The 24,670-nt window shown below is 56.6% G+C and carries 20 protein-coding genes; 10 read left to right on the forward strand and 10 right to left on the reverse strand.

The genetic code is table 11. From position 1 onward, the window contains the following. Positions 1 to 282 precede the first annotated feature (282 nt). The 3 genes from glyQ to H6F46_RS07845 all read left to right on the forward strand — a co-directional run bounded on the left by glyQ (position 283) and on the right by H6F46_RS07845 (position 4,349). Positions 283 to 1,176, forward strand: coding sequence for a glycine--tRNA ligase subunit alpha (glyQ, locus tag H6F46_RS07835; RefSeq protein WP_190354519.1), 894 nt, complete (start codon positions 283 to 285; stop codon positions 1,174 to 1,176). 125 nt (positions 1,177 to 1,301) lie between these two features. Next, entirely contained in the window at positions 1,302 to 1,802 is a 501-nt protein-coding gene (locus H6F46_RS07840; protein WP_099531918.1) for a DUF4079 domain-containing protein, read from the forward strand. A gap of 189 nt (positions 1,803 to 1,991) precedes the next feature. Next, a complete protein-coding gene (locus H6F46_RS07845) occupies positions 1,992 to 4,349 on the forward strand; it encodes a ComEC/Rec2 family competence protein (protein ID WP_190354518.1) in 2,358 nt (785 codons plus the stop codon). Between the two features lie 54 nt (positions 4,350 to 4,403). On the opposite strand, the gene H6F46_RS07850 is transcribed toward H6F46_RS07845, so the two are convergent. From H6F46_RS07850 to hemB, 9 genes are all read right to left on the reverse strand, one after another. After that, entirely contained in the window at positions 4,404 to 5,090 is a 687-nt protein-coding gene (locus tag H6F46_RS07850; RefSeq protein ID WP_190354517.1) for a lecithin retinol acyltransferase family protein, read from the reverse strand. A 515-nt stretch (positions 5,091 to 5,605) separates the two neighbouring features. After that, positions 5,606 to 5,803 carry an NblA/ycf18 family protein gene (locus H6F46_RS07855; RefSeq protein WP_099533531.1) on the reverse strand — a complete coding sequence of 66 codons (198 nt, stop codon included), beginning with the start codon at positions 5,801 to 5,803 and terminating at the stop codon, positions 5,606 to 5,608. Between the two features lie 880 nt (positions 5,804 to 6,683). Beyond that, positions 6,684 to 7,586, reverse strand: a complete 903-nt coding sequence (crtR, locus tag H6F46_RS07860) for a beta-carotene hydroxylase (protein ID WP_099533522.1) — start codon at positions 7,584 to 7,586, stop codon at positions 6,684 to 6,686. Positions 7,587 to 7,894: 308 nt separating this feature from the next. Next, positions 7,895 to 8,902, reverse strand: coding sequence for a 2-hydroxyacid dehydrogenase (locus H6F46_RS07865; protein WP_190354516.1), 1,008 nt, complete (start codon positions 8,900 to 8,902; stop codon positions 7,895 to 7,897). A gap of 150 nt (positions 8,903 to 9,052) precedes the next feature. Further along, positions 9,053 to 9,436: a RidA family protein gene (locus tag H6F46_RS07870; RefSeq protein ID WP_190354515.1), complete on the reverse strand. Its 384-nt coding sequence runs from the start codon at positions 9,434 to 9,436 to the stop codon at positions 9,053 to 9,055. A gap of 53 nt (positions 9,437 to 9,489) precedes the next feature. Further along, positions 9,490 to 10,725: a lipopolysaccharide assembly protein LapB gene (locus H6F46_RS07875; protein ID WP_190354514.1), complete on the reverse strand. Its 1,236-nt coding sequence runs from the start codon at positions 10,723 to 10,725 to the stop codon at positions 9,490 to 9,492. A 25-nt stretch (positions 10,726 to 10,750) separates the two neighbouring features. Further along, positions 10,751 to 11,509, reverse strand: a complete 759-nt coding sequence (locus H6F46_RS07880; RefSeq protein WP_099533519.1) for a Uma2 family endonuclease — start codon at positions 11,507 to 11,509, stop codon at positions 10,751 to 10,753. An 86-nt stretch (positions 11,510 to 11,595) separates the two neighbouring features. Then, complete coding sequence (locus tag H6F46_RS07885; protein WP_190354513.1) at positions 11,596 to 13,839, reverse strand: choice-of-anchor Q domain-containing protein; 2,244 nt, start codon at positions 13,837 to 13,839, stop codon at positions 11,596 to 11,598. Between the two features lie 319 nt (positions 13,840 to 14,158). Continuing rightward, positions 14,159 to 15,142, reverse strand: coding sequence for a porphobilinogen synthase (gene hemB, locus H6F46_RS07890; protein ID WP_190354512.1), 984 nt, complete (start codon positions 15,140 to 15,142; stop codon positions 14,159 to 14,161). A 515-nt stretch (positions 15,143 to 15,657) separates the two neighbouring features. Here hemB and H6F46_RS07895 point away from each other — a divergent pair. The 7 genes from H6F46_RS07895 (at position 15,658) to lpxB (ending at position 23,371) form a co-directional block, all read left to right on the forward strand. Beyond that, a complete protein-coding gene (locus tag H6F46_RS07895; RefSeq protein WP_099533516.1) occupies positions 15,658 to 16,110 on the forward strand; it encodes a DUF4870 domain-containing protein in 453 nt (150 codons plus the stop codon). A gap of 181 nt (positions 16,111 to 16,291) precedes the next feature. Next, positions 16,292 to 17,014, forward strand: coding sequence for a phosphoribosylaminoimidazolesuccinocarboxamide synthase (gene purC / locus H6F46_RS07900; protein ID WP_099533515.1), 723 nt, complete (start codon positions 16,292 to 16,294; stop codon positions 17,012 to 17,014). A 277-nt stretch (positions 17,015 to 17,291) separates the two neighbouring features. After that, positions 17,292 to 19,508, forward strand: a complete 2,217-nt coding sequence (locus H6F46_RS07905; RefSeq protein WP_199291455.1) for a BamA/TamA family outer membrane protein — start codon at positions 17,292 to 17,294, stop codon at positions 19,506 to 19,508. A gap of 95 nt (positions 19,509 to 19,603) precedes the next feature. Further along, positions 19,604 to 20,551 carry a UDP-3-O-acyl-N-acetylglucosamine deacetylase gene (lpxC, locus tag H6F46_RS07910; RefSeq protein ID WP_190354548.1) on the forward strand — a complete coding sequence of 316 codons (948 nt, stop codon included), beginning with the start codon at positions 19,604 to 19,606 and terminating at the stop codon, positions 20,549 to 20,551. A gap of 220 nt (positions 20,552 to 20,771) precedes the next feature. Beyond that, on the forward strand, positions 20,772 to 21,296 hold the full coding sequence (gene fabZ, locus H6F46_RS07915; protein ID WP_099533514.1) for a 3-hydroxyacyl-ACP dehydratase FabZ: 525 nt from the start codon (positions 20,772 to 20,774) through the stop codon (positions 21,294 to 21,296). Positions 21,297 to 21,375: 79 nt separating this feature from the next. After that, positions 21,376 to 22,200, forward strand: coding sequence for an acyl-ACP--UDP-N-acetylglucosamine O-acyltransferase (gene lpxA / locus H6F46_RS07920; RefSeq protein WP_190354547.1), 825 nt, complete (start codon positions 21,376 to 21,378; stop codon positions 22,198 to 22,200). After that, complete coding sequence (lpxB, locus tag H6F46_RS07925; RefSeq protein WP_190354511.1) at positions 22,193 to 23,371, forward strand: lipid-A-disaccharide synthase; 1,179 nt, start codon at positions 22,193 to 22,195, stop codon at positions 23,369 to 23,371. The genes lpxA and lpxB overlap by 8 nt, the downstream gene beginning before the upstream one ends. A 42-nt stretch (positions 23,372 to 23,413) precedes the next feature. On the opposite strand, the gene H6F46_RS07930 is transcribed toward lpxB, so the two are convergent. After that, a complete protein-coding gene (locus H6F46_RS07930; RefSeq protein WP_190354510.1) occupies positions 23,414 to 24,040 on the reverse strand; it encodes a ribonuclease D in 627 nt (208 codons plus the stop codon). Positions 24,041 to 24,670 lie beyond the last annotated feature (630 nt).

Genomic DNA, 24,670 nt, shown 5'->3' on the forward strand with positions numbered 1-24,670 from the left:
CCGCGCTTCGGTCGCTTCGCTTCAGCCGCCGTTTCCGGTTCGCTTCGCTTTCGCTTCCCCCTCAGCGCTTTATTAAATTAACAACCTTTCTCGAACTTGTCAACACTTTTTGAAAAAAAATTTTCGCCCACATACCCCAAATTCCCCAAACTACCTCCCAGCAATGCTTTGAACGAATAAATTTTCTTGGATTTTTTATTTAGATACGAGGCGCGCCCCAGAATCGGTACGATCGGGGCGCGCTGTTTTATGGATGACTGAGTGGATAAGGAGGATTCGGCAGTGTTTTTTCAGGATGCGATCGCAACGCTGCATGGGTTTTGGGCAGGTCAGGGTTGTTTGATTGGTCAGCCCTACGATACGGAGAAGGGGGCGGGTACGAAAAATCCCCATACATTTTTACGGGCGCTGGGGCCGGAACCTTGGTCGGTTGCCTATGTGGAGCCTTGCCGCCGGCCGACGGATGGGCGGTATGGGGAGAATCCAAACCGCTACCAGCACTACTACCAGTACCAGGTGCTGATTAAGCCGTCGCCGGACAATATCCAAGAGATCTATCTAGATTCGCTGCGGGCGTTGGGAATTCGCCCGGAGGATCACGATGTGCGGTTTGTGGAGGATAACTGGGAGGATGCGTCGGTTGGCGCTTGGGGTGTGGGCTGGGAGGTTTGGCTGGATGGAATGGAGGTGACGCAGTTTACGTATTTCCAGCAGTGCGGTGGCTTGGATTGCGATCCGGTGTCGATCGAGATTACCTATGGCTTGGAGCGGTTGGTGATGTATCTCCAAGGGGTGAGTGCGATCGCGGATATTCGTTGGAATGACCGGCTGCTCTATGGCGATGTCCACATGCAGGGAGAAATTGAGCAGTGCCATTACAATTTCGAAGCGTCGGATCCAGAGATGCTGTTTGCGCTGTTTGGGTTGTATGAGAAGGAAGCGCTGCAACTGATTGAGCGGCGTTTAGCGATTCCGGCGTTGGATTTTGTGCTGAAGTGCTCGCACACGTTCAATATGTTGGACGCACGGGGGGTGATTGCGGTGATGGAGCGAACGCGCTATATCGGCCGCATTCGCGGGATGGCGCGGCAGGTAGCGAAGCTTTATGTGGAGCGGCGAGAGGAGATGGGGTTTCCGCTGTGTCGATCGACGGCTGGGGTGTTGACGAAGGTTTAAAGGTTTCGAGGGCAGAGAGCAAGGGTTGGGGAAAGGGGGCGATCGCGAAAGTCTTTATACTCGAAAGGACTGATGGGCCTGGCTATTAGGTCTCGATGAGCCGCTTTTGAGAGAGGACGAGGAGAATGGATTTGCTTTCGACGGTTGCAGACCGGCTGACGGAGATTCTGGAGCCGATCGCGGCTCAGTTTCGGGGAATGAATTTGCCGGAACCAGTCACCCATTGGGGCCACCCACTGATGATGGGGATTGTGATGTTTGCGATGGGAACTGCGGCGGTCGTGATGGGCTGGAAGGGCCGCCTGACAGAGCCGAGTGATGCAAAGGTCACAATGCTGACGAGCCATAAGCGCTTGGCTCTTTGGATGACGACGTTTATGGCGATGGGTTACTCGGGCGGTTTGTTGTCGCTGATCATGCAACAGAAGCCGATTCTGGAAAGCCCCCACTTCTGGACGGGGACGCTGGTGCTGGGGTTGTTGGGTGCTAATGGTGCAATTTCCATGTCGAAGTTTGGGGGCGGCCAACCGGCATTGCGGACGGCCCATGCGTATTTGGGGTCGTTGGCGTTTGGAGTCATGGTGCTCCATGCAATTTTCGGATTGCGGTTGGGCCTGTCGCTGTAAGCCATTGGCGATCGGGAGTGGGTTCGATGGCTAGTCTGAGCGCGGGCGCAGGGTGCTGGCGCGTTACAGACTGGCACTTGACCGAGTAATAAATTGGGGCGATCGGGTGGCAGGAGTCTACTCGATCGCCCTTTTTAATCGCTTCCTGGTTTCAAAACGAGGATTTCACAACGAGGAGCTGAAGCAACGATGACGGGGCCGGCAATTTTGGGGTTGGCATTTGTGGCGGGATTGCTGGTCTGGGGACTGCCGGGTGGCGGGTTGTGGCTGCTGGGCTTGGGGCTGGTGATGGCGGGGGTGCGATCGAGTGCGATCGCCCGGCGGTTGCCCTGGCTTGACCCGAGCTTGAAGCCCTTGTTTTGGGTGGTGGCGGGTTGTGTGGGATTGATGGCCACGCTATATTTGCAATGGCGACTGCCACAGCCGGGCACGGATGACATTAGCCGCGCGATCGCCCGTTTGGAACAGGCCGGCCAGGCGATCGAGCTGGCCACCGTTCGGGGTCAAGTGGACTCGGCTTATCAAATCACCCAATCCGGCAAAGCCAGATTTTGGTTGCAATCCACGCAATTGCTGCAAATTCCAACGGCCACCGGCCCCGCCATCAACCCACCCCCCCAAAATCTGGCCCAGAGCGTTACGGGCCGAGTCTATGCAACGGTTCCTCTGCTCCAAGCAACGGGGCTGAAACCGGGTCAGATGGTGGAAGTGACGGGACGGTTATATCGACCGCAACGGCCCACCAACCCCGGCGGGTTTGACTTTGCTTGGTATTTGCAGCGGGAAGGTAGTTTTGCAGGGATCTCTGGGCAAACGGTTCAGACCATTGATGGGGCGGTGCAACCAGATTCTTGGTGGAGCCTCAGTGCCTTCAATCCACAAATGGTGCGCAAGCGCCTGGTGCAATCTTTAGTCAGGGTAATGGGATTTCCGGAAGGCGCGTTTCTGGGAGCCTTGATTTTGGGTCGGCTGGCCGTGGACTTGCCCGCAGATCTACAAACCACTTTTGTGCGAGCTGGCCTGTCCCATGTGTTGGCTGCATCTGGGTTTCAGATTGTGGTGATTTTGGGGGTCTTTTTAGGGTTGATTCGGGTGCGCCCCTTGCCCTTGGCGGTGGCGATCGGGGGTGGAATCTTGCTCGGGGGTTATGTTTGGCTGGCGGGGGCCAGTCCCTCCGTGCTGCGGGCGGGGTTGATGGGGGCAGCGGTTCTATGGGGGATGGCTCAACAGCGCCAAGTGAATTCCTTAGGCGCGTTGCTGGCGGTGGTGGTGGTGATGTTGTGCTGGAACCCGCTCTGGATTTGGGACTTGGGATTTCAGTTTAGTGTGCTGGCCACTTTGGGACTGGTGGTGTCGGCGACGGCGATCGCCCAGCGGTTGAGCTGGCTGCCGGAGTTTGCGTCGGAACCGATCGCCTCAGCCCTGGCGGCGACAATCTGGACGATTCCAGTGCAACTGTGGGCTTTTTATCAGATTTCTGTCTATGGGCCGATCGCCTCAGCCTTGACCAGTCTTTGGGTATCAGTGCTAACGGTGGCGGGGTTGATTGCAGCGGTGGCAATTGGCCTGTTGCCCCCCTTGGGAAACTGGTTGGCCAGCGGCTTGGTTTATCCCGTGCGGGGATTGTTGACCTTTGGAGAATGGATCGCCAGTTGGCCAGGCAGCGCGATCGCCGTGGGAGCGATCTCGATCGGGCAGTTGTTGGTTTTATATCTCCTGCTGGTGGCCGTTTGGCAATGGCCCTGGTTTCAGCGGGCCAATCGTTGGAGCCTAGTGGCAATCGGGGCTTTAGTGGTGGCGATCGGGCCCGGTTGGTTGGCTCGCAGCGGGGAACTCACGGCTACCGTTCTGGATGCGGGCAGCCAACCGATGTTGGCCGTGCGGGATGGAGGGCGCTTGTTGCTGGCGGGAGCCGGAGACTTACCCGTAGCTCAGTTCACGGTGTTGCCCTTCTTGCGCCAACAGGGCATTAACCGCATTGAAGTTGGGGTGGTGATGAGCGATCGCCCCGATCGACGGCGAGGGTGGCTGCGAATTTTGGAGCAACAACCGATCGCCAACCTATACGATCAACCGTTGCAAACGGCCGCTTCTAATGTCGATCGAGCCATGGTCAGTGCTGCTCGGGTTCGCAACGGTCGCTACAGCAACCTGACAGCCGGTCAAACCTTGCGCATGGGCCGCGCCAACCTCACGGTCATTGACCCGATCGCCCCTGCCTTAACCTTAGAGTTGGGGAAAGAGCGCTGGTTTCTCCTGGGCAATTGTTCCGTCGCTCAACAAAAACTGCTCGCCCAAACGGGACAGGTGCGATCGGTCACTGGTCTTTGGTGGCCAGGCCAAGACCTCGCCCCGGAACTGGTGGCCGCTTTGCAACCCCGCTGGGCGATCGCCTCCACCCGTGAACTAGCACCCACCGTTACCCCCCTCATGCGATCGCAGCGGGCGCAACTTTACCAAACCGGCGAAGACGGAGCCATCACCTGGACTGCCAATCAAGGTTGGCGGGCTGCCCTAGACAGCATCCCCAGCGACCAACCGCTTTAGGCTTCAGCGATCAAGGCTTCAACACTCCAGAATTTAACGGAGTCGCGCAGTGGATTATGAGATTTTTTTAGCGTTCCGCAGCAATGTTTCAGTCATCTCCGCCAACCGATCGAGATCTGTCTTGAGGGTTTGGGCCCGCTCTTTGGCCGCCAACTTCCGGGCGATCGCCCGCCGCGCCACCGGCTCCCTCCCTTGCTGCATGGCCAACAACGCCACCTCATGCCAATCCCGCAGCTCATCCACAGCCCGGTTATATTGCGGTTGCAAATTATTCCAAACCGGTTTGATATCCGCCAAGGCGCGATCGAGAATAGCCTGCACCTGGGCCTGCTCATCCCCCGACTCCGTAGGCTGATGCAGCACCTGATCAACCCAATCGGGATCCGCTTTTTCCAGAAAAGGCAAAAAGTCTTGTACTTGATGACTCACCGCCCGGCCCGTTTTGCACCAGGTGGCAAAATGCTCGCAATTATTCAGCAGCAGGCTATATTTTGTTTCCCCTAACCGACTGGCCGCGCGCTGGATCGTCGCATCGGGCAAATAGCAAGTGGCATAGCGCTTCACGGTGACCGGTTGCGTGCTGGCAAATTCCAGCAAGGATGTGCGCGTCACCTTGGGCACTTCACCGCGCTTGGAGTAATGGATCACGGTTCCATCACCACAATCAATCCCGTGATGCTCATAGGCACTTTGCAACCCGGCCAGAGATCGCATCACGTAAATTTGGTCGCCCCACGCCATGGGTCAAAATCCTCGTACCAAACCTTAAGACCAACCAACTACGAGTTAAACGGATCGCCACCGCTACAGCGATCGAGAGTGATCACCAACAGTGGCCAACGTAGCGATGATCAACGTAGCGATCGAGAACAGTTACCACCGCCCCTTAGCCCCTGAAGCCAAGAGGGGATCCGATCGAAATCGTATCCCCTCCAAGCTAGCGTTCTTTATGGACTTTCGGAATAACTTTCGGGTGCCGGGCCCGGTGTTCTTAGGAGGCAAACCATTCAACATGACATTGTGGGGTGGTGTTCGGAAGCGTTTGAACCAGAGGGCTGTGGGCAGGTCGGCGCACAGAGTCAGCAGCCAAGCTCAGCAATTCGATTCTCGGAACGGGGACAACCCTTTAGCCTTGGGTGGGAGAGCGTTACCCCAACACCCCCAGTTCGGTTCACAGCAGGAACAGAGCAGGAGACGGAGGCAGCTCGCACCGAGTCGATCGGGTTGCAGCGGATGGGAACCGCTAGGGCGCTGGCCTAGGGCGCTTGAAAACGCTCGCCGAGACCCCACTCATGCTTCAGAAACTCCTTGTACATGGTTTCTTTGACGATCATTTGGCGATACAGCTCAACCAAGAATTGCTGGGCCTGCTCAAGGCTCATGTGGGCTACCTGACTTTCGAAGGAGCGGATGTTGAACTGCTGTTCGAGGCTCAATTCAAATGAATGATCCATGGTAGTCACCTCACTGGGTGTAGCGGTTGCGAAGTCCCGCGCGATCGCCGAGTTGTTGTGTCGTCGTAGGGATTCGGCTCGATCGCACCGCAGATGGTCGTTGGTTTCAGCCTTGATCCCCATGGGTGGGGCAACGTCAAGGTTGAATGACCTATCTGCTCTTTAGATTATGACATCTTGTAACGAGTGTTTGACAAAATGCATACAGTTTCATCCAAAGACTGATTGCATTTCCTCATAGTTCCCATCACAGCGACCGGCCATCCGGATGGCTGGGCACGTTGTCCCGATCGCCCTAGCGGGGAGCCAAAACCTGTGACCGCGTAATGTTGGAGCGATTGGTTCCATTTTTCCCGGTTGCAATCATCGATCGCGCAGGTCTGAAAACGGCTTCGGGAGAAGAGGGCAAGGCAGCAGGATGCTGCATCCGCAACCCAAGGCCACAACCCGATCACAGGGGGCGATCGGGGAAGTGCTAATGGTGTAGCGAATTTTTCCGAGGCAAAATGCTTGTGGCCAACAAAGAGCACAGAGCCAGCACCCAATCAGAAACCAATGGGTTGAACCAACCCATCCACCCAGCAGCTCGGCCCCCGAGCCGGATCCCGGGAGCAATCGGGTCAAAAAGCAACCCCTGCCTGGCATTGACGATCGCCAGACAGGGGATTGATACGGAACTGAGATTGAGCAATCGATCGGGAAGTCGTCAGGAATTAATCAGAAATTTATCGGGATCAAATCAGCAAATTAGTCATCAATCAGCGATGAATACCCGGGTTTCCTGACAAATCATGCTGATCTGAGCCTGGCTCTTGTTTCCCGATCGCTCAATATCGCTCAATACCGCCCGATATTGCTCATCAACCTGGCTCAACCTGGCTCAGTGGCGATGGAAACGAATGCCCAAGAACACGTCATACATGAAATTCCAGAAATTTTTTTGGTCTCCCAGAATGCCCAGCGTCTGCGGCGATCCTTTCTGATCCAACAACGGCTTCACCCGTTCATAAACCGTTTTGTAGTGATACCAGGGGATTGAGGGCCAAAGGTGGTGAATCAGGTGATAGTTTTGCCCCAAAATCAACCAATTCAGCAGAGCACTCGGATAGACCCGTGCATTCTTCCAGCGATTGCGCTCCTCAAACGGCCGATGGGGTAGATAGTCAAAAAACAATCCCAGGGCCAAACCCACCACCAACGCGGGCGAGAACCAGAAATTCATCACGTAGCCAATGAAGTCCCAATGGATGCCGGCCCACACAATGCCCACCAGCACCATTCGACTCAGAAACCATTCCAGCAACTCATACTTGCGCCAGAGCTTGCGTTGGAAGAAGAAAATTTCGTGATAGAAAAACCGGGGTGCAATTAACCACAGGGGCCCGCAGGTGGAAACAAAATGATCGGGGTCGTTTTTGGGGTCGTTGACGTTGGCGTGATGTTGCAGGTGAACCCGCGTGAACACGGGAAACGCAAACCCCAACATCAGGGCGCTGCTGTGGCCCAGGATGGCATTGACGATCGGGTATTTGTGGGCGGCGTTGTGGGATGCGTCGTGAATGACGGTTCCCGACAGGTGCATCGCCAGCACATTGGCACAAAAACAAATCCAGTCCGGCCAGTGCCATAGCCAATAGCCACAGACGGAGAGCACCACAATTGCGGTGGCGGCCACCATCATTAGCAGCGTGGGGTTAAACAGTTCCTGGGGTGGGTCGAGATATTCTCGCGGAACGTGCTGCACTGCGGTCGTGGGCTGCTCGGGGGCCACCGCGATCGTCATGGTCGCTCCTTGGCTGAGAAACGTTATGGTTTGTTAAAAATACTTCTAAGAATGATACGGCAACAACCCGCAATCCTTTTTAACCAATTGTTGTATTTCTCTAAAGCCTGGTCTTTCAAACCTGCAAAGTCCGGCAAGTTTCGGCCAACCGGTGCAGGGTAATGCTGATGGATCCGATTGCTCAGCATGGGCCAAATCCATGAGGGCGCAGAGGGCGCACAACTGCACGCCCCTGATCAATTAACACTGAAGACAATGACTGAGAAGGGCAGAAAAGAACCCGAGTCGTGATCAATCAGCCGTGATCCCTAATCAGGAAGACGCACCTCATTGGCGATCGGTTGGTGTCGCTCGAAGGCGGTGAGGTTTTCAATAGTGGTGCGAGCAATGTCCCCCAAGGCTTCGCGGGTAAAGAAGGCTTGGTGAGCGGTGATGATCACGTTCGGGAACGATTGCAGCAACTGGAAGGTATCGTCCTGAATCACGGTGTCGGACAGGTCACGGAAAAAGAGTTCGGCCTCTTGTTCATAGACATCGATGCCCAAATAGCCAATTTGACCCGATTTGATGCCCTCGATCGCGGCTTTGGTGTCCACCAATTGGCCGCGGCTGGTGTTAATTAGCATTACGCCGGGCTTCATCTGATCGATCGCCTGTTTGCTGATCAGATGGTGCGTGTCGTGGGTCAGAGGGCAATGGAGGGAGATGATGTCTGACTGGGCAAACAGCTCCGGCAAGGAGACATAGCGGGCCGTCCCGATCGCTTCAAATTGGGCGTTGGGATAGACATCATAGCCCAGCACTTTGCAGCCAAAGCCGGTCATGATTTGAGCCAAAATCAAACCGATTTTCCCCGTTCCCACAATCCCGATCGTCCGGCCGTGAAGATCAAAGCCCAACAGGCCATTGAGGGAAAAATTATCGTCCCGCACGCGGTTATAGGCTCGGTGTAGCTTGCGGTTGAGCGCTTGGATCAAACCCACCACATGCTCGGCCACGGAGTAGGGAGAATAAACCGCGACGCGAGCAACGGTGAGGCCACAGTCTTGGGCGGCACGCAGATCAACGTTGTTGTAGCCCGTGCAGCGAAGGGTGATCAGTTTTGTGCCGTTGTCGGCCAGAAGTTTGAGGGTTTCGGGCCCTCCGTCATCGTTCACGAAAATGCAAGCGGCGGGAAATCCAGCGGCAAGGGCGGCGGTGTGGGCTTCGAGGCGAGTATCAAAGTAAACCAGTTCGTGGGGATGACCGGCGTTGGCGTTGGCGGCATCCAAAAATTGGCGATCGTAGGGTTCCGTGCTGAAAACGGCAACTTTCATAGGTTTCCCCAAACTCTAAACGTCCCAAAACCCTTGAATCGGGCCTGTGGGCATGATGCCACGGGAATTTTGGGGATGGGGCGATCGCGTCAATGGCCTGCGATCGGCCCTGGTCAACTCCAGCCCCAGCCAGCCACCGAGATCGATCGCCTAGGATTGCTTGAGGGCGGTCACTTGAATTTCAATCTTCATGGCCGGGTCAGCCAACCCAGCGGTGATCATCGTGCAAGCGGGGCGCACCTCCCCGAAATATTGCTGCAACACCGGCCAACATTGGGGAAAATCCGCCGCATCCGGCAGGATATAGGTGACGCGCACCACATCTTTCAACGAGGATTCCGCTTGCTGGAGAGCGGCTTCGATGTTTTTGAGGCACTGCTCGGTTTGCTCAGCCACACTGTCGGAAATCGTCATGGTGTCGTAGTTGAAGCCCGTCGTACCCGACACGAAAACCCAGGGATCTTGGCGTACGGCGCGGCTGTAGCCGATTTCTGCTTCAAACGGCGAGCCGGAGCTAATCAGTTGTCGAGCCATCTGGAAACATCCCTAGGAAATGATTTTTGAACCATGGGATAGGATAACCGACGCTAGCGGGGCCGACTGTTGACATACTCCCTTAATTTCTGGGCATCAGCAGAGTTGGGCCAACGCTGAAGAACGCTGTCTAGCTGGGCCCTGGCCTCGGCCCAACGATCCGACCAAACCAGGGCTTCGGCAATGCCCACTTCAGCCAGTTCCTGATCGGGATGGTCGGGCGGCAGTTGGACCAGGGCAGCACGAAAGGAGTCGATCGCCCGTTGATGTTGGCCCCAAATCAGGCAGTTTTTCCCCAGCTTTAGGTAAAAACCCGGCCCCTGGGGAGCGAGGGCCAGGGCCCGTTGATAGGCGCGATCGGCCTCGGCCAAGTCTCCTCGGGATTGGTAGAAATCCCCCATTAGGTCTTCGACGATTGCCGCTTTAACCGCTTCTCCCAAGGAATCGAGACCCGTGTGGGCATCCACCACCCGCCGCAGGGCGGCCCGGGCCGCCGTTGGTTGATAGCGAATAGTGAGCAACGCGCCTAGGCGGTAATGTCCCCAAACCAAGTCTGGCTCCAGTTTGAGAGCAGTTTGATAGGCTCGGATTGCGCCTTCGTAGTCCATTTGTCGCTCCAGAGCCATGCCTAGCCCTAAGTGGGCCTGGGCAAAGTTGGGCCGCAGTTGCAAGGCGGTGCGATAGGCCTGAAGGGCGGCGGTGATTTGCCCAAGGCGATAGGAGTCGTAGGCCAGCTCAAACTGGGCGCTGGCGGCGATCGAGGGTTCCGCTCGGGTGGGGCCACTGTAGCCATTGCCCCGCAATCCAGAGTCCGTGACCGGTTCTCCTAGGGGCGAAACCTGCCGTTCCAGGAATAAATCCAAGAAGCCATAGATCGGATCTCGCTCGATCGCTTGGTGGTAGTAATCCAGAGCAGCGGTGGGCTGTTCAGCCATCAGGTGGGCCCGAGCCAGCTTGAACAGGGCGATCGTTACGGATGCCTCGGCACTTTCTCCCAAGGCACGGTAACCCGCCAGGGCCGTTTGATACCACTCGATCGCGGTTTCAGGATGCTGGGTGCAAAGCTGCCAATCACCCAGGTTTTCCGCTGCGTCGGGGGGAAGGGTTTTGCTGCGATCGGGAGCCGGTTGCAAGTTTTGGCAATCAATCAAAACCGGCAAAACTGGTGGTTCGGACATTGGCGAAGGCATGGCCCAGGCGATCGACTGGCCAGGAGCGATCGTCCCTAGCCAAAGTCCCCATCCCACCAAGCCGATTTTGACCCGGCCAATTTTGATCGATCGCAACATCGATGCTTACTCCCTTTCCTGTGCTTTAGGGGTCGATCGTTTCGGGATCCAGCCCCAATTCTCGCAGTCGAGCCGCAAGGCGATCGGCACGCTGCTGGGCCTGTTCAGCCCGTTGGCGCTCTTCTGCCGCCTGTTGTTGGGCCTGCTCAGCTTGCTCCCGTGCTTGTGCGGCTTGCTGCTCCGCTTGTTCAGCCCGTTGGCGCTCCTCGATCAGGGTGGAAAAAGGCTGGCCGTCTGGCCGCAGGAGCGTGAGGGTTTCTTCGCCCAGTTGGAACCGAATGCCCAACCGAGGACTGACCCAACTATCCGGTTCATCCACCGGTTCCAGCGCCTCACCTGCCCCCCGAATCAAGATGCTCAGGTCGTTGCGATCGGGGTCATAGATGTAATATTCCTCCACGCCGTGGCGGTGATAGAACATCTGCTTTTTCATCATTTCGGTTAGGCGATTCCCCGGCGACAAAATTTCAAACACCACCTGCGGGGCGATGTTGTTTTCGCGCCATTGCATATAGGAACCCCGATCGCCCTTGGGTGCGCCAAACACCACCATCACATCGGGCGCTTGGCGGGTTTTGTTGTCGCCTTCAACGGGATACCAAAGTAAGTCGCCCGCCACAAAGACTTGGGGATCGTTGGCAAAGAGGGCGGCGAGGTTGCTATGGATGGTTTGAATCCATTGGAATTGTTTGGTGTTGTCTGCCATCGGCTGGCCGTCGCTGTCGGGATACTCGATCGGTTTCGGTTGGATTATTCCCGGTGCGCTGGGGGTTTGGGCAATCATCGGCGGATCCTCACGATCGCAATTGCTCTCATTATGACAAGGGGCGATCGCCCAATCCGACCTGACCGATCGCCCCTTGGGTGGTGCTAGATGGTTCCGAAGTCCGCCGGGTCAAACACCGCCGGACTCACCCCCTGCACAAAGGCCAACACCTCACTGCCAAAGCGAATTTCCGCCCCACCGCTGACCGTGGCAAAACTGAGGCCACCAAAGGCCAACGGAGCCGCCAGCACAATCCTGTCCGTCCCGTCTTGGTAATCAGTAATCGTTTCCGTGCCCTTGCCGGAACCGATGATGAATCGATCAGCCCCTGCGCCCCCCGTAAGGAGATCGTTGCCCAAATCGCCCGAGAGCAAATCAGCCCCGTCACCGCCCACCAGGGTGTCATTGTCTTGCCCCCCAAAGAGGGAATCATCACCCAAATCACCCGAGAGCAAGTCTGCACCGATGTTGCCAAACAGGCTGTCGTTGTTTTGGCCGCCAAACAGGCTATCCGCATCACGACCGCCATAAAGCTCATCGTCACCGATGTTGCCGAAGATCTGGTCATTGCCTAGGTTGCCGAAGAGTCGATCGCGATCGCGCCCGCCAAACAGGAAATCCGCACCATCGCCGCCCAACAGGGTGTCATCACCTGCATTCCCAAACAGGCTGTCATCGCCCGCATTTCCGAAAACATTGTCACTCCCGCTGAGGGCCACCACCCGATCGTTCCCGGCCAGGGCATCGGCCGAATCAGCGTTATCGGTCAAGTTCAGGTCATCATTACCGGAAGTGAACTGACCGGCTGGGGGCGGAGTTGTACCACCGCCACCCACACCAAATTCCGTGGAGCCAATGTCGATCGCCCCATCACGCGGCAAACTGCGCTGATCTGTCGTCACACCGGCCACGGCTTTTCCGGCGTTAATGGCCGGGCTGCCCGCTTGCAACAAATAGCCCAATTGGCCGCCGCCAATGTCTTGCAGGGGCCCCAGCTTTGGATCGGTCACGATCGCGCTGCCAGTAACTTGCGGATCTTTGCCCCCGGGCAACGAGGCGGGAAATTGCAGGTTATTGCCCCCATCGGTCAGGGTGCGGTTGGTTTGGAACGATTCGCTAAAGCTGTTGCCGGCCCGATTGTTTACGAACAAACTGTTCGTGACTTCCACCGAGGACGCATCATTTTTGAAAATGCCGCCGCCAAAGCCACTCGCGGTGTTGTTAGCCAAGGTGACATTAATTAGTTTGTTCGCCTGATTATTGGCAAAGAAAATGCCGCCGCCAATTCCCCGCAGCGGATCGGGATTCACCGCTTTGTTATTCCCGATCGTGGTGTTGATGATTTGCACTGAAGCATCTTCCGCAATCCAAACCCCGCCGCCTTGAGTTTCAGCATTGTTATTGGCGATCGTGCTGTTGCGAATGATCGCATCCCCCACGGCCAAGCGCACACCGCCCCCCAAGCCATTCCCGCCCGGATCGGCCACCACGGTGTTGTCAACAATGATTGAATTCTCAATCAACGCCTTGTCCGGTCGGTAGGGATAGAGCGAAAGCGCCCCCCCTTGAGCAGCGGCTCGGTTGGCCGAAAAGTAGCTGCTCCGAATGATCATTTGACCACCCACCCCATCGCCAAATTTGCTGGCAGCATCAGCGTAGATGGCCCCGCCTTGGCCCCAAAAGGCCGCGCCGCCTTTGCTGGAATCGTTGCCCAGAAAACGGCTGTTTTCCACTAGCAATTCGGTTTGGATCGTGCCGATCGCCCCGCCGTTGGTTCCTTTGTTGTTGGTGAATTCGCTGTTGCGCACCACCAGCGTCGTTTCGGCCCAACTTTGCACCGCGCCGGCCCCAAACTCCACGATCGAGCCGCTATTTTTTTGGCTGGCTCGGTTATTGTCAAAGCGGCTGTTGGTGATCGTGCCCTTCCCCTGAAACTCCAGGGACACCGCACCACCGGAGAAGTTTTCCGCCTCGTTGTTGCGGAAGGTGACGTTATCGATCGTCAGGTTAACGCGAATGTCAGTGCCAATCCCCGCGCCGGAAGTGCTGACGTTGGTGGCTCCTCGGGTGCGCCCATCAGCCACGGTCAGGTTGCGAAACGTGGCGGAACCGCCCTGCTTGCTGACATAAAACACCCGGCTGCTTTCGTTGCCGCTAATCACCAACCCTGGCGCATTAGCTCCATCGATGATGATGTCCCGATCGACCAACAGTTGGCCACTGGTGAGGCGAATGGTTTGGTTGGCCAAGTTAGGGGCAAAGGTGATGGTGTCGCCATTGGGGGCCGCCGCCAAGGCCGCACGCAGGGAACCGGGGCCGTTATCGGCCAGGGAGGTAACGAGTGTCATAGATTTCCAGGAGAGACTTGTTGAGGCCTGTTTTAGCAGACGCAGCTTCCTCAATTCGAGTGCCGCCGCCTGTGCCACTTACCTCAGGAGCACCCTGGATCTAAACAACCAAATCTAAAAAGCCAAATTTAAGAAGCCAATAAAAAGTCCAAACCGATTTCTATAAAACCGGCTCCTCAATCATCTCATTGCTCAAAATCAGAAATCAACAAAAACAAACTCAACCAATCCCAAATCAAAAAAGACAAGGGGCTGAAGCCCCTTGCCCCATAGCAACTGGTGCTTGGTGAGTGTCTGAAAATACGTCTCAGGAATCCGCTTAGCCCTTCAGCCAGCGAGCCACATCCTTGGCGTGGTAAGTCAGAATCAAATCTGCGCCCGATCGCTTAAAGCTGGTCATGGTTTCCATCACCACGCGTTGCTCATCAATCCAACCGTTGAGGGCCGCCGCCTTCACCATCGAATATTCACCGGAAACGTTATAGGCCGCCACAGGCAAATTGCTCGCTTCCTTCACGCGCCAAATGATGTCCATGTAGGCCAGAGCCGGCTTCACCATCAACATATCCGCCCCTTCAGCAATGTCCAGGACAATTTCCTTGATGGCTTCCCGCCCATTGGCCGGATCCATTTGATAGGTGCGGCGATCGCCAAATTGCGGGGTTGATTCAGCCGCATCCCGGAACGGCCCATAGTAAGCCGAGGCATATTTGGCGGCGTAGGAGAGGATTGGAATGTCTTGGAACTTGGCTGCATCCAAGGCTTCCCGAATGGATTTCACAAACCCATCCATCATCCCCGAAGGTGCAATGATGTCGGCTCCGGCATTGGCTTGGGCAATGGCGGTTTTTTTCAGCAATTCCAAGGTGGGATCATTCAGAACTCGTCCGCTGAGATCGCCCGTTTCCAAATAGCCGCAGTGCCCATGGCTGGTGTATTCGCACAGGCAAGTATCCACCGCCACCACCAAATCGGGCACGGCTTTTTTCACGGCTTCGGTTGCCTTTTGGACAATGCCGCAATCATGCCAAGCACCGGTTGCATCGGTGTCTTTTTCAGCGGGAATTCCAAACAAAATGATGGCAGGAATTCCTAGGTCATAAACCTGTTTGGCTTCTTCAACGATTTTGTCGATCGAGAGTTGATAAACACCCGGCATCGACTTCACTTCGTTCGCCACCCCTTCACCCGGCACTGCAAACAACGGGTAGATCAAATCGTTGGTGGTGACGACGGTTTCCGCAACCATGCGGCGCAGGGTTTCGCTAGTCCGCAAACGACGAGGGCGATGGGTGGGGAACATAGGGTGTTAAAGGATTGAGTCTCAAAAACAGGGAGGCCGATCGGCGTTTTTAGCGTAAAGCCTGAGGGGCCAACGGAGATGAGAGCGTAAAGATACGTAAAGTTTGATCAGGAAAAATGTGCTCAGGCTTCACTGATTTGCTCAGAATTTGCTCGAAATTCGCCTGGAATTGGTTCGGGATTTGCTCAGGATTTACGCAGGATCTACGCAGGATTATTGGTTCAGGAATAGGTTTGGGTGACTTGCGCCCTGCGATCGCCCCCTGAAGCAGCGGGGAAGCAAAGCGGCACGATCGGCACAAATGAGTGCAAATAAACATTACAAGCCGCCAAGTCCTCAGGATGCTGTCCCCAAAAGTCGATAGAACTAAGGTATCGATGTTTTGGTTGCTCGATCGTGTTGTTGTGGTGTGGTGGTTGCTAACACAAGTCGGTTGACCTTGGGTTGAAACGTTGAAACTCGGTTGAGACGGCCGCCGCACATCGTCGCCCGCATTGACCGGTCAGGAGGTGTTTATGGGATGGCAACTTGGGCAATGGCAGTTCGAGCCTTGGCGCACCAATCCGCCCCAACCGGATCAGTCGGATTGGCTGGCAACGTTGGCCCACTGGTCAGTGTTCCTGGGCTGCGGCTTGGGAATGGTGACCCTGGCCCCGATCGGGGTCGATCGCGCAGTGTTATTGGAATTGGTTTGCTGCGGTTTGGCGATCGCAATTATGGTGGCGGCTCCTGACCCCCGGGCCCAGGCCAACGCCCGATCGGCTGTGAATTTTCACCTCAACGTTTTGGTAGCGGCCGCCCTTTGCAGCGCCCTGGTCGGAATTCCGTTTCTGATTGCCCTGACGATTAAGGCGCTGGTGTCGCCCCTGTTGGCGGCCGCCCGCGTGGCTGAGGAACCAGGCTATATCCATCACTACGATTTCCTGTGGCAATGGCTAAACCCCGATCGCGATCGGGTGGGGATTTAACCAAACGGGACTCTAGCCACGCAACAGCCACACAGCAGTGCAGAATTGCAGCAATCCAACCCGGCCAACGGGTTGCCATCGAGCCGTCGCGATCGCTCAGCGGCTGGCCATGGACGACAGGCCCTAAGCTGGATGGGTCGAAATTTATTGCGCTTCAGGAATTATTGCGCTTCAGGAATCCATGACCGCTCTACAAAAGCTTTACGAAGGCAAAGCCAAAATCCTGTACGCCACGGCGGATCCCACCATTCTGTTGGCCTGTTACAAGGACGATGCCACGGCATTCAATGCCCAAAAACGAGGGACGATCGCGGGTAAAGGGCGCATTAATTGCACCATGTCGGAACACCTGTTTCGCAAGCTGGAAGCGGCGGGCGTGCCGACCCACTTTGTGGACTGCCCCGCTCCCAATGAGATGAATGTGCGGGCCTTGACCATCGTGCCGTTGGAAGTGATTGTGCGGAATTTTGCCGCCGGTAGTCTTTGCAAACAAACGGGCATTGCCCTGGGTACGCCGCTGGAACCCCCGTTGATTGAGTTCTGCTACAAGAACGATGAATTTGGGGATCCGTTGGTGACGGAGGGCCGAATCTACGCCATGAAGTTGGCCACGCCAGCTCAGGTACGAGAAATTACGGAGCTGACCCAACGGATTAACGAAATCCTGCGCGACTTTTTCCAGCAGTGCGACATTATCTTGGTGGACTTCAAGATCGAATTCGGCATCGACTCCGGCGGGCGGATTGTGCTGGGGGATGAGATTAGCCCGGATACCTGTCGCCTGTGGGATGCCAAGGAAACCGACCCGATCGCCCGAGTGTTGGATAAGGATCGCTTCCGCCAAGATTTAGGAAACGTGGAAGGGGCTTATCAGCGAGTCCTGGAAAAGGTTTTGGCGAATTAGAGATCCCCTGGCCACTCTCAAGCGACAAGCTCCTGCGGTAGGATTGCACTGTTTTGGTTGTTGGTTGGGTTGTCGGTTAGCGAACCGAATTCAGATGGAGTGAGATGGCTCCCGGTGGCGCGTGGTCGATTGCAATCCTCGATCGATGTCCGACCCCTAAATTCGGAGCAACGGCGCAGCAGCGAGCCTCAAACCCATCTCAATGGCTAAATTGGACGCTAACCCGTTGTTTCCACCGCCACATCGAAAGTTGGCTGCGTCCTAAGGTGAGGAGTGTATGCGTGTTTTGCGTTTGATGATCCTGTGGCCAGTGCTGGCTGCAAGTGCCACGATCGTCTCGGTGACCAGTCCAGCAGCCCGGGCGACAGAACCACCCACGGCGACGGAATCGGCAGCAGCATCAACGGCGGAATCGGCAACGAAGCCAACCACGGACTCGGCATCGGCCACCCAGTCAACGGCGGAGCTAGCCACGGAATCCATGGCCGCGACTCCGGAGTTGTCGCCGGTTTCCCCAGCGGTCACGGCCAATCCTGTGCCCCCCGCCCTGATCGCGGTGGCCGCCGGCCCGACAGCACCAACCCCGACGACCAACCCGGTCAACGGCCCGATCGCCGCCGGGCCCGCACAGCCCAGCCCCCAGCCCTCAACCGGGGTGATCGCCCAAGGGGAACCCGCCCCCAGCCCAGCCACCGAAGAACCCGCCGCCCCTGAGCAAACCCCAACCGAAGCCAGAGTTCTGGTTGCGGAAGTGGTTGTGGCCGGCGCAGAAGCCACCTTGCAAGAAGAGGTTTACAAAGTCATTCGCACCCGGCCAGGTCAAACGGCCACCCGCAGCCAACTGCAAGAGGACATCAACCGCATTTTTGCCACGGGGCTATTCGCCAACGTGCGTGCCGTGCCGGACGACACCCCCTTGGGGGTACGGGTCACCTTTGAGGTCACCCCCAACCCGGTTTTACAGGCGGTGCGAATCGAAGGCTCCACGGTGCTGCCAGCCACGGAAATCGATCGGATCTTCAGCCCCCTGTATGGCTCCACCCTGAACCTGAACAAGCTGCAAGAGTCGATCAAACAGCTCACCCAGTGGTATCAGTCCAATGGCTATGTGCTAGCCCAAGTGGTGGGATCGCCGCGCGTGGGTCAAGACGGCAACGTGACCCTGGAAGTGGCGGAAGGGCAAATTGAAGACATCAACATCACCTTCCTGAACGACGACGGCAAGCCCACAAACGAAGACGGCACAACGGTCACCGGCCGCACCCGCGATTTCATTGTGTTCCGCGAAATGGACACCAAACCGGGCGCAGTGTTTAACCGCGATCAGATTCAGAAGGATTTGCGGCGCGTCTTTGGGCTGGGCATTTTTGAAGATGTGCAGTTAACCCTCAATCCCGGCACGGATCCGCGCAAGGTGGATGTGTCGGTGAATCTTCAGGAAAAAAACACCGCCGTTTTGGGAACGGAAGTGGGCTTTAGCTCCACCAGCGGCATTTTTGGCTCCGTCAGTTTCCAGGAACAAAACCTGGGGGGCAATAACCAAAAGTTGGGCGCAGAAGTGCAACTGTCGGAGCGGGGTTTGGGCTTTGACCTCAGCTTCACGGATCCTTGGATTGCGGGTGACCCCAACCGAACGTCCTACACGGTCAACCTCTACAAGCGGCGATCGATCTCGCTGATTTTTGATGGGGGTGAGCGAGAAGTGGAGTTGGACAATGGCGATCTGCCTCGGGTCGATCGCACCGGGGGGCGCGTGGTCTTTAGCCGGCCCCTGTCCAGCACCTGGAGCGGCTCCTTGGGGGCAGAGTTCCAGCATGTGCGCATTGTCGATCGCGATGGCGACCTCAGCCCCGAAGACGAAGATGGCAACCAACTGGCCTTCAACGAGGACGGCAAGGACGACATCTTCACCCTGCAACTGGCCTTGACCAACGATCGCCGAAACGATCGAGTCACCCCCACCCAAGGCTCCTTCTTCCGGGTGGGTCTGGATCAAGCCATTCCCATTACCGGTATTTTCTTCACCCGACTGCGGGCCAACTACAGCCGCTATTTCCCGGTGGAATTCACCAAGTTCACCAACGGCCCCGAAACGATCGCCGTGAACCTGCAAGCGGGCGGCGTGTTTGGAGACTTGCCTCCCTATGAAGCTTTCCCCCTGGGCGGCACCAACTCCGTGCGCGGGTTTGATGAAGGCGAGGTGGGCAGCGGTCGCTACTTCTTCCAATCTTCGGTGGAATATCGCTTCCCCCTGTTGAAGGTAACGGAACAAATTCCCGTGGGCGGCGTGCTGTTCCTGGACTTTGCCACCGACCTTGGTTCTGGGGAAGATGTGCCCGGGCAACCGGCCGTGGTGCGTGAAAAGCCCGGTTGGGGTGTGGGCTATGGGGTTGGGCTGCGGGCCCGCACGCCCTTTGGCCCAATCCGTCTGGATTATGGCTGGAACAGCGAGGGCGGCAATCGACTGCACTTTGGTATCGGTGAGCGGTTCTAGGGGCAATGCAAAGGGAATTACCAACGGCATTAGAACCAGAACTGCAAGCGGAACCCCAACCAGAACCCGCAATGGTCGGGCCGTCCTCGGAGGCTATGGCGATCGCGCCGGAGATCCAGCGCCCGATCGCCCCCCTACGCACCCTCGGCCAGGCCTTTAGTCGATCGGGCGTGGGGCTACATTCCGGATTGCCCGTAACCCTGTGGGTGCAGCCCAGCTTGGAACCGGGTATTCGGTTTGTGCGCACGGATTTGCCCGATCGCCCGGTCATTCCCGCGCATTGGGATTTGGTTTCTCAAACGCAACTGTCCACGGAGGTTCGATCACCCCAAGATCCGCAAGCCACCGTCCGCACGATCGAGCACCTGATGGCCGCCTTGGTCGCCTGTGGCGTGGGGGCGGCCCAAGTGGAAATTAATGGGCCCGAAGTGCCCCTGTTGGACGGTTCCGCCATTGAATGGTGTCGGGCGATCGCCCTAGCTGGTCTGCGGGCCTTGCCGAGCACCCGCACGCCAGCAACCGATCCGGCAACCATTGCTGAACCCCTTTGGATCCATGAGGGCGATGCTTTTGTGGCCGCCTTGCCCGCCGCAGAACTGCGATTTAGCTATGGGATTGACTTTGCCCTACCCGCGATCGGCAACCAATGGCACAGTTGGTCACCCGGAGCAGCCTTCTGCCCGATCGAACCGGAACCCCAACCCGGCTCCTTTGCCCACGACATTGCCCCCGCCCGTACCTTTGGCTTAGCCCACCAAATTGAACAACTGCGGGCCGCCAACCTGATCCGAGGTGGCAGCCTGGACAATGCCCTAGTCTGTGGCGAAGCGGGCTGGCTGAATCCGCCCTTGCGGTATGAAAATGAGCCAGCGCGTCATAAAATCTTAGACTTAGTTGGCGACTTGGCCCTGCTCGGAACCATTCCGCGCGCCCATTACTTGGCCTACAAAGCCAGCCATCGTCTTCATGGGCAACTGGTGGCCAAACTGGCGGCAATGATTGGCAATAGGTCTTCGATCGAAAGTCGGTCGGCAATTGATTGATCGAACCTTGATCAGTCATCGATCGAACCTTGATCGGAACCCGATCAGCTATGAGTCCTCGACCATCAGCGCTCGCCCAGAGTCCCGCCATTGCTCAGTCAACACCCATCCAATTGCCCAGCAGCGGATAGGCACGCCCATCCCTCACAGGAGTTCGTGACCATCCGTGGTTTTGCCCGCTCGATCGCCCACTGGCCCGTTGTTTAGGTTGCAAAGTCCTATGTCCACTGTTTCTGCTCCAGAACCCGTTGTCACCGCCCAGACCCAGGACACAACCACAACGGATCAGGCCGATCGCCCCGTTGGGCCCACCACCTTCACCGTTGAAGACATTCACCGGCTGCTTCCCCACCGCTACCCCTTCGCCTTGGTCGATCGAATCATCGACTATGTTCCCGGTAAGCGGGCCGTGGGGCTAAAAAATGTCACCTTCAATGAACCCCACTTCCAAGGCCACTTTCCCAATCGCCCGATCATGCCAGGGGTGCTGATCGTGGAAGCCATGGCTCAGGTGGGCGGCGTGGTGCTCACCCAAATGCAAGACAACCCCGGTCAAGGTTTGTTCATGTTTGGGGGCATTGACAAGGTGCGCTTCCGTCGGCCCGTGGTTCCCGGCGATCAACTGATCATGACCGTCGAACTGCTTTGGGTGAAGCAAAAACGCTTCGGCAAAATGCACGGCCGGGCGGAAGTGGAAGGGCAACTGGCCTGTGAAGGCGAGTTGATGTTCTCCCTGGTGGACTAGCGGACTAGTTGACGAACTAGACTTTTCAGCATTGGCTAAACGTATTAGTGTGTCAGGGCAGCGCGATCGCACCGATCCCATGAAAGCAGCGATTCATCCGACGGCGATCGTTCATCCCGACGCAGAACTCCATCCCACGGTGACAGTCGGCCCCTATGCCGTCATTGGCCCCGCCGTTTCGATCGGGGCCGAAACTCAGATTGGCCCCCATGTGATCCTTGACGGTTACACCACCTTGGGGGAACGAAACCAAATTTTTGCAGGAGCCGCGATCGGCACAGAGCCTCAAGATCGCAAATATCAAGGGGCCCTCAGCCAAACGATCATTGGCAACGACAACAAAATTCGCGAATACGTGACCATCAACCGCGCCACCCACGAAGGGGAAGTGACCCAAGTGGGGGACGGAAACCTGTTGATGGCCTACAGCCACGTGGCCCACAACTGCCTCATTGAAGATGGGGTGGTGATTGCCAATGGGGTGGCCTTGGCGGGCCATGTGACGATCGAGTCGCGGGCCACCATTGGCGGCGTGTTGGGGGTTCATCAATTTGTCAAGATTGGCCGGTTGGCCATGGTCGGCGGCATGAGCCGGATCGATCGGGACGTGCCGCCGTTTATGTTGGTGGAGGGCAGCCCCGGCCGGGTGCGCACCTTGAACCGTGTGGGGCTGAAGCGGGCCGGCTATGACGAGCTAGACAACGGCCTGACCACCCAAACCCTGAACAAAGCCTTTCGGATTTTGTATCGTTCTGAGGCCACGCTGGAGCAAGCCCTTGAGGAGCTAATGCTGCTGCCCTCCTGCGAAGCGTTGCAACACTTGATTCGGTTTTTGCAGCAGTCTAAGGCGGGACGGCGGGGCCCGATGACCGGCCGCAAACCCCACCGCAACAGCCATGACTAAATTGGGAACGCCCGATCGCCCTTTGCGGATTTTTCTGAGCACGGGGGAAGTGTCCGGGGACTTGCAGGGGGCCCTGTTGATCCAGGCCTTACAGCGGGCGGCAGCGGCTCGGGGCCAGGTTTTGGAAATTACGGCGCTCGGGGGGCCGCGCATGGCGGCAGCGGGAGCCCGGCTGATTTTTGATACGAGTGCGATCGGTTCGATCGGCCTTTGGGAAGCTCTGCCCTTCGTCATTCCGACCCTGAAGCTCCAATGGCAAACCAAGGCCACCCTCCGCCAGCAACCGCCCGATGTGGCCGTTTTTATTGACTACATTGGCCCCAATTTGACCATGGGCCATTTCTTTAAGCGCCAATTGCCCCAAGTGCCCACCGCTTACTACATTGCGCCCCAAGAGTGGGTGTGGTCTTTGGGCGATCGCAACACCACGCAGGTGGTGGGGCTGACGGATGTGATTCTGGCGATTTTTCCCCAGGAAGCCACCTACTATCAGCGCTACGGAGCCGCCGTGAAGTGGATTGGGCATCCGTTGATCGATCGCTTGGCCCAAGCCCCCGATCGGGCTACCGCCCGCCAACATTGGGGACTGAGCGCCGATGAATTGGCGGTGGTGTTGCTGCCGGCTTCCCGTCGCCAAGAGCTAAAACTCTTGATGCCCAGCCTTTTTGCGGCCGCTCGCCAAGTGCAGGATCATCACCCCAAGGCTCGGTTTTTGATTCCGGTTTCTCTGCCCGCTTACCGACCCGCCATTGAACAGGCGATCGCTGAATTTGGTCTCCAGGCGGAAATTGTCGGTGATAGCTTGCTGGCCATGGCCGCCGCCGACTTAGCCTTGACCAAATCTGGCACGGTGAATTTGGAGTTGGCGCTGTTGAAAGTGCCACAGGTGGTGATTTACAAAGTGAGTCCAATCACCGCTTGGATCGCCCGTCATCTGCTGAAGTTTTCAATTACATTCATGTCGCCGCCCAATTTGGTGGCCGAACAGGCGATCGTCCCGGAATTGATGCAGGAACAGGCCAGCCCCGATCGAATTGCCCAAGAGGCGATCGCCCTGCTGCAACCCGATCGGGCCGCCCAGCTTCAGCAGGACTACCAAGCCATGCGCGATCGGCTCGGGGGCGACGGCGCAACCGATCGGGCAGCCCAGGAAATCTTGAACCTGATTTAAGCGCTCCTAGCTTGCAGAAATGAGGGGCAACAACCGCAGCCTTTAATGCTCGAAAATATTCTCGTATTGCAGCAAATCGAGTTGCACGATCGTTTGAAGAGCCACAAAGCATTGTTGGGCCAACTCCCAACGTTCTTCACGCTGCAACATTGCCATTAGTTTCTGTCGAGCACTGAGCAAATAGCGCACATCATTGGAAGCATATTCCAATTGCGCCACCGATAAATTCACCGCATTTCCCCAATCGGAACTCTGCTGGCGTTTATCCAACTCCACCCCTTCCAGTTCATTAATCAGGTCTTTGAGGCCATGTTTGGGGCTGTAGGTGCGGGCTAATTTACTAGCAATTTTGGTGCAAAAAATGGGGTTCGTGGCAATCTCCAGGTGGTATTGCAACATGGCCACATCAAAACGGGCAAAGTGGAAAACCTTCTCGATCGCCTCATTCTCCAAAAGCTGCTTCAGGTTTGGTGCACCAGTCTGCCCTCGGGCAATTCGCACCACGGCCACTTGCCCCGCCGGATTACAAATCTGTACCAAACAGAGGCGATCGCGCCAGGGTTTAAGGCCCATGGTTTCCGTATCGATCGCCAGGGCAGAGGCTTGGCGATAGTCAGCCAGGGCTTCCGCTGATAAATCTTGTTCAAAAACCTGGAAATTTTCTAGCATTTTCCTCAGAAATCACGGATTAAATGAATGTTAATCGAATTGGCGTTAATTGAATTGAATTGAATTGAATTGGCACTAACCCAATTCCTTGAGTATTCACCCAATTGCAGCCTTTCCCTGAAACCATGGCTACGTCTCATCACAGATGCCATGAATCAGTGATTAGGTGGGCCATGATCACCCCGTGAGGGCACTCAATTCATACTAGCCAGCTTGGTACTCGCCAATTCGAAATTCACAAAATTAGCAATCCCCAAATTAGCATTAACCCAATGGGCAATTCGCAAATTAACATTATTCAATTAGCAGAATTAACTCAATCTAAAGAAATAGCCTGCTCATCCACCCATAAGAGGATCTCTGAAAAGCCAAAATTGCTACTCTGTCCGCTCCAGCGATCGACGTAGACAAGGGGCTTAAGCCCCTTGCCCCCACAACTATTGGTGTTTGGCACAGGCCAAAAGATACTTTTCAAACATCCTCTAAGCGCCTCAAGCTAGCACACAGAGCAAACACCCAGAAATAGCCTGATCCGAATTCCGAAACTCCGGTGCTCGCGCTGGGATCCTGAACAATCAGTCCCTTATGGTTGCGGTTCAACTTCCGGCTGACGGTTAAATAAGGGCTGAT

Origin of the sequence: Limnothrix sp. FACHB-1083, assembly GCF_014696485.1 — a bacterium.
In the GTDB taxonomy this organism is placed as follows: domain Bacteria; phylum Cyanobacteriota; class Cyanobacteriia; order CACIAM-69d; family CACIAM-69d; genus CACIAM-69d.

Excerpts from the sequence above, each read along its gene's own strand:
- H6F46_RS07865 (WP_190354516.1), bottom strand. The coding sequence starts at position 8,902 with ATGAAAGTTGCCGTTTTCAGCACGGAACCCTACGATCGCCAATTTTTG.
- H6F46_RS07880 (WP_099533519.1), bottom strand. The coding sequence starts at position 11,509 with ATGATTGCCCAAACCCCCAGCGCACCGGGAATAATCCAACCGAAACCG.
- H6F46_RS07840 (WP_099531918.1), top strand. The coding sequence starts at position 1,302 with ATGGATTTGCTTTCGACGGTTGCAGACCGGCTGACGGAGATTCTGGAG.
- H6F46_RS07845 (WP_190354518.1), top strand. The coding sequence starts at position 1,992 with ATGACGGGGCCGGCAATTTTGGGGTTGGCATTTGTGGCGGGATTGCTG.
- H6F46_RS07895 (WP_099533516.1), top strand. The coding sequence starts at position 15,658 with ATGGGATGGCAACTTGGGCAATGGCAGTTCGAGCCTTGGCGCACCAAT.
- H6F46_RS07875 (WP_190354514.1), bottom strand. The coding sequence starts at position 10,725 with ATGTTGCGATCGATCAAAATTGGCCGGGTCAAAATCGGCTTGGTGGGA.
- H6F46_RS07870 (WP_190354515.1), bottom strand. The coding sequence starts at position 9,436 with ATGGCTCGACAACTGATTAGCTCCGGCTCGCCGTTTGAAGCAGAAATC.
- crtR (WP_099533522.1), bottom strand. The coding sequence starts at position 7,586 with ATGACGATCGCGGTGGCCCCCGAGCAGCCCACGACCGCAGTGCAGCAC.
- H6F46_RS07855 (WP_099533531.1), bottom strand. The coding sequence starts at position 5,803 with ATGGATCATTCATTTGAATTGAGCCTCGAACAGCAGTTCAACATCCGC.
- H6F46_RS07930 (WP_190354510.1), bottom strand. The coding sequence starts at position 24,040 with ATGCTAGAAAATTTCCAGGTTTTTGAACAAGATTTATCAGCGGAAGCC.
- lpxA (WP_190354547.1), top strand. The coding sequence starts at position 21,376 with ATGAAAGCAGCGATTCATCCGACGGCGATCGTTCATCCCGACGCAGAA.
- hemB (WP_190354512.1), bottom strand. The coding sequence starts at position 15,142 with ATGTTCCCCACCCATCGCCCTCGTCGTTTGCGGACTAGCGAAACCCTG.
- H6F46_RS07885 (WP_190354513.1), bottom strand. The coding sequence starts at position 13,839 with ATGACACTCGTTACCTCCCTGGCCGATAACGGCCCCGGTTCCCTGCGT.
- purC (WP_099533515.1), top strand. The coding sequence starts at position 16,292 with ATGACCGCTCTACAAAAGCTTTACGAAGGCAAAGCCAAAATCCTGTAC.
- fabZ (WP_099533514.1), top strand. The coding sequence starts at position 20,772 with ATGTCCACTGTTTCTGCTCCAGAACCCGTTGTCACCGCCCAGACCCAG.
- lpxC (WP_190354548.1), top strand. The coding sequence starts at position 19,604 with ATGGCGATCGCGCCGGAGATCCAGCGCCCGATCGCCCCCCTACGCACC.
- H6F46_RS07905 (WP_199291455.1), top strand. The coding sequence starts at position 17,292 with ATGCGTGTTTTGCGTTTGATGATCCTGTGGCCAGTGCTGGCTGCAAGT.
- lpxB (WP_190354511.1), top strand. The coding sequence starts at position 22,193 with ATGACTAAATTGGGAACGCCCGATCGCCCTTTGCGGATTTTTCTGAGC.
- H6F46_RS07850 (WP_190354517.1), bottom strand. The coding sequence starts at position 5,090 with ATGGCGTGGGGCGACCAAATTTACGTGATGCGATCTCTGGCCGGGTTG.